Annotated in this window: 2 protein-coding genes; both read right to left on the bottom strand. The window is 66.1% G+C overall.

Going from position 1 to position 1,464, the window contains the following annotated elements:
* A partial coding sequence (locus tag ACESY8_RS13620) for an MGDG synthase family glycosyltransferase (RefSeq protein WP_498794780.1) occupies nt 1-925 on the bottom strand: 925 nt, incomplete at its 3' end.
* Between the two features lie 75 nt (nt 926-1,000).
* Nucleotides 1,001-1,464: 4'-phosphopantetheinyl transferase family protein (locus tag ACESY8_RS13615; RefSeq protein ID WP_498794779.1), on the bottom strand; the 464-nt coding region annotated here is incomplete at its 5' end.

The raw sequence follows: 1,464 nt of genomic DNA, 5'->3' as shown, positions 1-1,464 counted from the left end.
CCCCCCCCCCCCCCCCGCCCCGCTTCACCAGGAAGCGGGCGTTGTTCTTCTCCTGCTCCAGAAAGGGCTCCCACGCCAGGATGGGCAGCTCGGAGAAGATGGTCTCAAACAAGGTAATGCCGCCGGGCTTGGTGAGCACCAGATCCGCCCGGGCCATGTAGTCGTATACCCGGTCGGTGAAGCCCAGCGCCTCGATGTGGGCATACTTGCCCGCCAGGCGGTCGTAGAGCTTGCGGTTGTTGCCGGTGATGATGGTGGTGTGGACGCCGGGCAGGGCGTCCAGCGCCTCATAAAAGCTGTCCCGCTTGGGCAGCAGGCCCAGCCCGCCCCCCATGATGAGCAGGTTGCGCTCCCGGCCCGGGCGGCGGCGCACCGGCCGCTTGAACTCGCAGCGGACGGGGATGCCGGTGACGCAGATGATGTCCCGGTCTACCCCCTTGGCGGCCAGGCGGCTGCGGATGTCGTTGGAGCCCACCAGATAGCAGTCGGTGTATTTGTGAATCCACTCGGAATGGCTGGACAGGTCGGTGACGCAGGTGATGAGGGGCAGGGCGCTCCCCGTCTCCCCCTTCCAGCGGGACACCATCCGGGCGCAGAGGGGGTGGGTGGCGATCACCGCGTCGGGCCGCCGGGCGGCGACAAGCTCCTCCAGTTTGTCCAGGAACAAAGTCTCAAACAGGGGGCGGGCGTCGGCGGGCAGATCCTGGGTCAGCTTGTAGTAGAGGTTGAACAGCCCGCTGCCACGGGTCACCAGCAGGTTGAAGCACTTATACATGGCCTCCGAGGCGTTGGGCATGGCCTCCGCCACGAAGTCCAGCACCTCCACCTCCGCCCCGGGGAACGCCCGCAGCAGTTGCTGGCGCAGGGACTGGGAGGCCGACCAGTGGCCCATGCCGAATTTTCCGGTGAGAATCAGAATATTCACGGTGTTCCCTCCTTTTCATATATCAGTATAAAGGAGGATTCTTTAGAAAACCTCGCTCGAATTCTTAAAAAGCCATTAAGAATTTCTAACAAAGAGCTCCAACGGGCCCTGAGGGGTTGGGCAGCAGGCCGCCGCCCGCCAGGTTTCGCCGGAAAAGGCGGAAAAGACCAGCCCATCCAGCTCTCCCGTCTCCCCCGGCCGGAGGAGAGGAACGGCGATGTCCCGGGGGGGCCGCCGCAGACCCTCCCCGGTGCATTTGACCCTGGCCTCCTTCAACGTCCAGAGGGTGTAAAACGCCCCCCAGTCCCCGCCCTGCCGCTCCAGCCAGGCGGATTCCGCCTCCGAGCACACATACCGCGCCAGCCCGGGGCGGCGGGGGCGCAGCACCTCCACGTCCACCCCCAGGGGGGCCTCCCCCGCGCCGCAGAGGGCCAGGCCCCCGCTGTGGCTCACATTGAAGTGCAGCTCCGGCTCCCCCGGAAAGTAAGGCTTGCCGTCCGCCCCCCGCGCCATCGCCGGGAGAACCCCCAGTCCGTACT

It is taken from the genome of Clostridium sp. ATCC BAA-442 (assembly GCF_964239415.1).
GTDB classification, from domain to species: domain Bacteria; phylum Bacillota; class Clostridia; order Oscillospirales; family Oscillospiraceae; genus Flavonifractor; species Flavonifractor plautii.
The sequence above is the reverse complement of the archived record's forward strand: the minus strand, read 5'-3'. Positions and strand labels throughout refer to the sequence as shown.